A 6,000-nucleotide genomic window follows, 5' to 3' on the forward strand; every position below is an offset into this window, starting at 1 on the left:
CGCGGACTGATTGCGATGGTTGCGCGCAGCCGCGGAACCCGAGTTGCAGAAAAAATGTCAGCAAGCAGGGAACGCAAGCGCGCTCCGAAGATTGTACTTTCAAGTGCGGAAGCCTCCGCCATCCGGTCGAGGCGACAGCACGAAGCCCCGTCAGTATCCTCCGCGATGCTGGCGGGGTTTTTGGTTTCACGGAAAGCAAATGGCAGCAGACATCAATGGCTGCCAATGGGGCGGATGCCGAGGAGGAAACATTGCCGATATCCGCTTTGCTGGCCCGTATCCGCAGGCTCGTTCCCAAATCCCGCGACCAACATTACGACGAGATCGTCCGCAATTTCGGTGTCGGTACGCTGCACCCGCCGCCGACGCCGATGAGCGACGGCGAACTGGCGCGGGCCATCGCCGAGTTTCTCAAGGATTCGCCGTCGAGCGAATCCGTTGCGACCCTCGGCCGGCGGCTCGACCCCTCCTCCCCAGTCTGAGCGAGTTTGTTTGTGCGAGCGGGGAACGATCGTTTCGCGCACACGTTGAGGTCATCTTCACGCAGAAGAGGCCCGACATGCCCGCGTGGCTCGAAGTTTTGCTCAACCTGTCCGGCTATGCGGGCTTCGTCGCGCTCGCGACCCGCGGCGGCGCCTGCGGCGACAATTCGGCCGACGATCCCATCCGCAACGACGAGCGCTAATTGGCGCGCGGCGCCTGGCCTGCCGTGCGCACCAGCCTGTCGGCTTTGACCGCGATGCGCGTGTCCTCGAGCTGCGGCCGCAGCGAGAAGCTGATCAGCACGAAAGCGAGACAGAACAGCGTGCCGACGATCGCGACACGCCGGTAGGTGTGCCGGTCGCCCTGATAAAACGAGGGTTCTGAAATAGGTGTCACGAAAGCTGTCTTGAAGCTGGGTTGAAAGTTGGGTTGGCAAAGTTGCGTCTTGGCAAAGCGCTTCTTGTCGGTCTTTGCCAGACACCTATCCCAAGCAGCGGCAAGCGCAACGCGATTGGGCTTTTAACCTAACCGAATAGGGTTATCCGCTTTCGCGCAAACTTTCGTTAGCAGGTGCGCAAGACCGGTTCCGGAGGAGCCGCTGGTACGCTTTTGTTCCAGCTTCGCCTGCATTTCGTTCTCAGAGAACGAATCGGAATCGACGGAATCAGTGCGGAGCGACTCTAAACAAATGGTGTGGATCGCCCGTGGTGTGGGATCGGCCGCAGCGAACGCACGATCACACGAACGACCCATCACTCCGTGACTCCGCGACGCATCACGCCGACTCGCTGCGACAAGGCGTGTCCCGCATCGACACAGAAGGCACGCCTTGTTCTGCATCCGACTCCATTTCGTTCGCAAAGAACGAATCGGAGTCGAGAAAATCAGCGCGGAGCGATTCCTAACGATCGATGAAGGCGCGCGCTCACGTCTTCCACGGCAAGATTGTTCAACCGCAAGATTCTTCAACGGCAAGACTCTTCAACGGCAAGACTCTTCGGCGGCAAGAATTCGAGACGACCGCCGACACCTCTTACGCTGCTCGCTTGTCGCTGCCCTTCTCGGAAAAACATTCGAGGATCTGGATGCGGAGCTCTTCCGCGGCCGGGCCCTCGACCTTCCTCAGCTGATTCCAGAGCCTGATCACTTCGCGCTGTTTCTCGATGGTCATCGGTCACCTCCAACGTGATGGCTAACTAGAACAAAATGAGAACGAAATGTCCAGCCCGTCGCGCGTGATTTCCCACGCCTATCGCCTCGAGCCATTCGAGCACAGCCCGGACCGATGCAAGCTGCGAATTTCAGCGCCGGTCAATCGGCAATGCCGCCTGACGAACATGCTCCGTCACCGCGGCTGTTGCTTTTTGGATATTCAACCTTAAGTTCGCAGATACGGCTGGCGGCCAGGCGCTGAAATCCCACCACCGCCAGCCAAGAGAGCCCCGCGCAAAAGCGCGGGGTTTTTCTTTTGGCGGCCGGCTGACGGGAACGCGCTTGCGCCCTTCCCGTTACTGTCTCCAGAGAGAGGGACCGTGACCAGGAAAAACTACAAGAAATACTTCGCCGTCGAGGTGGTGCGTCAGGTCGAGGAGACCGTGGAGATCATGGTCGAAGCGCCCGACCAGACCAGTGCGCACGATGCGGCGCTCCAGCATTTGAAGGCGCACGGCTCCGAATACCAGTGGCTGAATCCCAAATGCGATCTTGTCGTTTGGCGTGAGCGCCAGATCGATACGCCGGCGATTGTGGACGTGTCGGTCTAGCGGGTTGGCGCGCTGGGAACGAACGTTCTCTCCCCGCGTTTGTCGGACCGAATTCAGTGGTGCCGGCGGCTGAGTGACGCGGCCATCCGGATTTGAAGAACCCCGCAACCAACGCGGGGTTTTTCTTTAAGGCGCCGGCAGCGCGGCCGTCCGTCGTCAGACAGGCAGATTGTCCGTCATCCCCGGCGGCACCTCGCCTTGCTCGGTTCGCTCGGCGAGAAGCAGCTTTTCGGCCTGATACCAAAAAGCGTCCATCTTCCCCGCGGGCTCGCCGGCTTCCATCCAGAGCTGATAGGCGCGGTTTCGAATCTCTTCCTCGCTTAAATTGGCCATCTGCTGCCTCCCTTTCGAAAGGCAAAGCCTGACACCGCCGGAGAGTTCCTTTTCGCCGTGCACCATTACACGCTGGTCGTTGCGGCGCTTCGCGACAGCAAGTCGCCGCAACAACAGCGCAAGCCGCCTAGACGGAGTCCTTGGCCACCTTCAGCGGCGAGGCCTTCACCGACTTGCTGGCCGGCTTCGCCGCAAACTGCATCGGCTCCTTGGTGAAGGGATTGACGCCCATGCGGGCTTCGGTCGCAGGCTTGTTCACGACCGACATCTTGACGAATCCGGGAATGACGAACTCGCCGGACTCGTTGAGCTCCTTGTACCCGACCGTCGCCATGTGCTCGATGACCGACTTCACGTCGTTCTTCGACAACTGCGTGCCCTCGGCAATTGCATCGATCAATTGAGTCTTCGTCATCTTCGCCATGTCTGAATTCCTTTTTGCGGGCGAGCAAATTCTGCTCAGGACGCGGCTGAACCACACAAATGTGATGCTGATTCAGGCCGACGGTCATGAAGTCACGGGGCTTAGAACCCATCGAGGCCCAAAACACAAGCAGCGGTTCTGCGCGGGTTCCACCCAACCTTGAAAGATGTCGCAGCACGCGTCGTTTTCCTTTTGAACCATTCTCCCGCCGGCGCGTCTAACTCATTGAAGTCCCCAAGCTTCACCCCATCAGAGAGCCCCGCTTTCCCCAGGCGGGGTTTTCGTTTTTCCGGGACCGGCGGCGCAATGCCGATCAGGCCGGGCTCGAGGTCTGTGCCCGAGCCACGTGATAACCATCACAAGGCGGGTTCTCATTGCAGGCCAACTCCTGCATAATGCGGGCATGGCAAAAGTAAAAGTGACCTTCAAAACCGTCCGGATCGCAGATAACGACTGGAAAATCCTGGCAGACTACCCGGATAGCGAACAGCGCGAAATCAAGGGTTTCACCAGCAAGGCAGATGCCGACGACTGGATCAACGGAGACCGCAAGATCGCGTGGCTCCGCTCCCAGGGATACGCCAAGTGACCCGCTATGGCGTGACGCGCGCATAGTCCCTCCCCGCACAGGTGTTCTTTGCGCACCGGCGGGCGGTCGAGCAGATCGGCAATGCCCGCTCATTTATCGGCCTCGCGGAGTCACCTCACCGTGAAACCTGTGGCTCGGGCATGCGCTGTTGAGACTTCAGTAACCTAACGCCGCCAAGCTCCCGTCAGTATCGTTGCGTTGGAGTACCCCACAGTGCTGGATTTTAATGAGCTGCGTGAACTCGCGGCTGATGTTCGTGTTTTTGTCGATATCGCCGAAGACAAGGCTGAAGCGCTGCGAGCCGTCATCGCAGCTTATGACGTTGTGCTCGCGATCTTCCCTTCGCAACAGGGCACGGGCCTGCACGTCATCAAGGGCAGCCAGATCCTGGACAAGATCGCAAACTCACGGACCCACGCGAGCTACAGCCACACCGCCATCGCCGTTCCCGACCTCGAGCATGCAGAAGTGCTCAAGCTCCTGACGGCGCCCGCCGAGCAACGGATTGCGGCGTAGGTGCGGGCGGCGCGCGATCAGCTTGAAGCCGTTCGCCTCTTCCGTCGCAGACCGATGCGAGTGCCGGGAAGATTGATGCCGAGCCCGACAGTGACCTAATGGACGCTTCCTAGGGGATCACCTGTCATAGCAATTACCGTGTCTCACTTACGGGGTGCAGCGCGGCACTGCCGCCGTATTCTGCTATAAGTCGGTATGGCAATAGCCAAGCTTGAAGCAGCCCAGCGCCAGCTCGATTGCGCAATTCGCCTCTATATCGACGGTGAAGACCTATTGCCGGTTCACACGTTATCCCGTGCGGCATTCCGAGTGCTGTTTGACATTTACCCATCTCACCGAAGCGACGGGTTTACGACCAATCTGACGACCTTCATTGAGACTACGGGGTGGAAGCGCTTCAATGAAGCGGCGAACTTCCTGAAGCACGCTGACAAGGACCCGACCGCCCACGCCAAGGTTGAGGAAGGCGACACACAGATGGGGGTTGGCTTCGGCATTGTGCTGGACCGCCGGCTGACGGACACCTCCACGCCTGAAATGATGGCTTTCGATTCCTGGATGAAGTCTCTGCATCCGGAGAACTTTATGATTCCTCCTGACCCAGACCCCGACATTGAGGCGCTGGCTCAGGAGGGTATCGCGCTCATAAAAGCACCGCCTAGAGAGCATCAGCTCAGGCTTGCCAGGGCTTACCTCACTTACTTCAGCCAGCACCCGTACCCGTCTAGCCATGAAGAGCGCGGCCGCCTAAGCCACCGCGCCATCGGTCTTACTTCCCCTTCCCCACTTCAGCGGCCTTACAAGCTTCGAGAGCCGCTCGCCGTTGTTCCTTCGCTTGGCCGTGTGCCTGTCCGAAAACCCCACAGTGCACTAAATTCATCCGCCGTCGCTACCCTGCTCGCTCTGCGGGTCCGCGCTTGGCTGATTTGCTTCACCGGCCGTCTCGTCCTCACGTGCACCCGCCCCCTGCCCCTTGTCCGCTTTTCCTGCTATCTCCTACTTCCGCCGTCCCAAAACCAAAAACCCTCCATCCGTTCAAGGGAGCAACAACCATGCGATATCTCCACACCATGCTGCGCGTGCGTAATCTCGATGTTGCGATGAAGTTTTACCAGGATGCGCTGGGGCTAAAGGAGGTGCGGCGGATCGAGAACGACAAGGCGCGTTTTACGCTGGTGTTCCTGTGCTCGGCGGACGATCTCGAGGCGCTCAAGAAGCAGCCGCAAACGCGCGGCGCGCCGCTGGTCGAGCTCACCTGGAATTGGGACGAGGAGACCTACGGCGAGGACCGCTTCTTCGGCCATCTCGCCTATGAGGTCGACGACATCTACGCCACCTGCGAGAAGCTGATGAAGGCCGGCGTCACCATCAACCGTCCCCCGCGCGACGGCAACATGGCCTTCGTCCGCTCACCGGACCTGCACTCGATCGAGTTGCTCCAGAAAGGCGAGCCGAAGGCGCCGCAGGAGCCCTGGTCGTCGATGCCCAACACCGGCCATTGGTAGGCCCTCGCCGCCGGAACTAGCCCTTGCCGCCTGCGTTCACTCCTCAACGATGCGATTGGAGGAGGACGCGATGGGACGCGGATTGTTGTTGTGGCTGCTGGGTGTGCCGATCCCGGTGATCATTCTGCTGTGGCTGTTCTTCGGCCACTGACGGCGGTTCACTCTGCGGCGGTTCACTCTGCTTACGGAAAGCTCCGCCTCGGGCGGAGCTTTTTGCATGAGGGGCGCGCCGCAATCGCGCATCGCCCGAAGCCGCGAATTCCGCTATCACCCGCGCGAGGCGGACTTGTAGATGGGGTAACGGGCCCCGGGCAGCCTTCCAGCCAAGCCGCGCTAGCTACGGCGCTATTTGTGGCGCGCGTCGCGCGGCTTGGTTGGAAGGCAAGC

General features: G+C 60.0%; 11 protein-coding genes. 7 read left to right on the forward strand and 4 right to left on the reverse strand.

The annotated features are described in order from the left end of the window. Positions 1-215: 215 nt before the first annotated feature. Together IVA80_RS16605 and IVA80_RS38360 are read left to right on the forward strand one after the other, a co-directional pair. Positions 216-482, forward strand: coding sequence for a hypothetical protein (locus IVA80_RS16605; protein ID WP_247432047.1), 267 nt, complete (start codon positions 216-218; stop codon positions 480-482). Positions 483-559: 77 nt separating this feature from the next. Next, complete coding sequence (locus IVA80_RS38360; protein ID WP_256467425.1) at positions 560-685, forward strand: hypothetical protein; 126 nt, start codon at positions 560-562, stop codon at positions 683-685. Here the strand turns inward: IVA80_RS38360 and IVA80_RS16610 are convergent. Further along, on the reverse strand, positions 682-879 hold the full coding sequence (locus tag IVA80_RS16610; RefSeq protein WP_247432050.1) for a hypothetical protein: 198 nt from the start codon (positions 877-879) through the stop codon (positions 682-684). The genes IVA80_RS38360 and IVA80_RS16610 overlap by 4 nt on opposite strands. 637 nt (positions 880-1,516) lie before the next feature. Further along, complete coding sequence (locus tag IVA80_RS16615) at positions 1,517-1,654, reverse strand: hypothetical protein (RefSeq protein ID WP_247432053.1); 138 nt, start codon at positions 1,652-1,654, stop codon at positions 1,517-1,519. Between the two features lie 361 nt (positions 1,655-2,015). Between IVA80_RS16615 and IVA80_RS16620 the strand changes: the two genes are divergently transcribed. Next, complete coding sequence (locus IVA80_RS16620) at positions 2,016-2,246, forward strand: hypothetical protein (RefSeq protein WP_247432055.1); 231 nt, start codon at positions 2,016-2,018, stop codon at positions 2,244-2,246. Positions 2,247-2,402: 156 nt separating this feature from the next. On the opposite strand, the gene IVA80_RS16625 is transcribed toward IVA80_RS16620, so the two are convergent. Both IVA80_RS16625 and IVA80_RS16630 read right to left on the reverse strand, forming a co-directional pair. Continuing rightward, entirely contained in the window at positions 2,403-2,579 is a 177-nt protein-coding gene (locus tag IVA80_RS16625) for a DUF2934 domain-containing protein (RefSeq protein ID WP_247432105.1), read from the reverse strand. Positions 2,580-2,706: 127 nt separating this feature from the next. Beyond that, positions 2,707-3,003 carry an HU family DNA-binding protein gene (locus tag IVA80_RS16630; RefSeq protein ID WP_247432058.1) on the reverse strand — a complete coding sequence of 99 codons (297 nt, stop codon included), beginning with the start codon at positions 3,001-3,003 and terminating at the stop codon, positions 2,707-2,709. A gap of 403 nt (positions 3,004-3,406) precedes the next feature. On the opposite strand from IVA80_RS16630, the gene IVA80_RS16635 reads away from it, so the two are divergent. The 4 genes from IVA80_RS16635 to IVA80_RS16650 all read left to right on the forward strand — a co-directional run bounded on the left by IVA80_RS16635 (position 3,407) and on the right by IVA80_RS16650 (position 5,613). Further along, positions 3,407-3,592, forward strand: coding sequence for a hypothetical protein (locus IVA80_RS16635; RefSeq protein WP_247432061.1), 186 nt, complete (start codon positions 3,407-3,409; stop codon positions 3,590-3,592). A gap of 213 nt (positions 3,593-3,805) precedes the next feature. Then, positions 3,806-4,108: a hypothetical protein gene (locus IVA80_RS16640; protein ID WP_247432064.1), complete on the forward strand. Its 303-nt coding sequence runs from the start codon at positions 3,806-3,808 to the stop codon at positions 4,106-4,108. A 195-nt stretch (positions 4,109-4,303) separates the two neighbouring features. After that, the gene (locus IVA80_RS16645; RefSeq protein WP_247432069.1) at positions 4,304-5,212 is read left to right on the forward strand and encodes a hypothetical protein; all 909 of its coding nucleotides are present in this window, start codon (positions 4,304-4,306) and stop codon (positions 5,210-5,212) included. Next, positions 5,161-5,613 (forward strand): VOC family protein, encoded by a 453-nt coding sequence (locus IVA80_RS16650; protein WP_247432074.1) that lies wholly within the window; start codon positions 5,161-5,163, stop codon positions 5,611-5,613. Before IVA80_RS16645 ends, IVA80_RS16650 begins: the two co-directional genes overlap by 52 nt. The last annotated feature ends 387 nt before the right edge of the window (positions 5,614-6,000 follow it).

The sequence above is a fragment of the Bradyrhizobium sp. 139 genome (assembly GCF_023074175.1).
Lineage (GTDB): Bacteria > Pseudomonadota > Alphaproteobacteria > Rhizobiales > Xanthobacteraceae > Bradyrhizobium.

Coding starts and splice junctions, on each gene's coding strand:
- IVA80_RS16645 (WP_247432069.1), top strand. CDS start 4,304: ATGGCAATAGCCAAGCTTGAAGCAGCCCAGCGCCAGCTCGATTGCGCA.
- IVA80_RS16615 (WP_247432053.1), bottom strand. CDS start 1,654: ATGACCATCGAGAAACAGCGCGAAGTGATCAGGCTCTGGAATCAGCTG.
- IVA80_RS38360 (WP_256467425.1), top strand. CDS start 560: ATGCCCGCGTGGCTCGAAGTTTTGCTCAACCTGTCCGGCTATGCGGGC.
- IVA80_RS16605 (WP_247432047.1), top strand. CDS start 216: ATGGCTGCCAATGGGGCGGATGCCGAGGAGGAAACATTGCCGATATCC.
- IVA80_RS16630 (WP_247432058.1), bottom strand. CDS start 3,003: ATGGCGAAGATGACGAAGACTCAATTGATCGATGCAATTGCCGAGGGC.
- IVA80_RS16635 (WP_247432061.1), top strand. CDS start 3,407: ATGGCAAAAGTAAAAGTGACCTTCAAAACCGTCCGGATCGCAGATAAC.
- IVA80_RS16625 (WP_247432105.1), bottom strand. CDS start 2,579: ATGGCCAATTTAAGCGAGGAAGAGATTCGAAACCGCGCCTATCAGCTC.
- IVA80_RS16650 (WP_247432074.1), top strand. CDS start 5,161: ATGCGATATCTCCACACCATGCTGCGCGTGCGTAATCTCGATGTTGCG.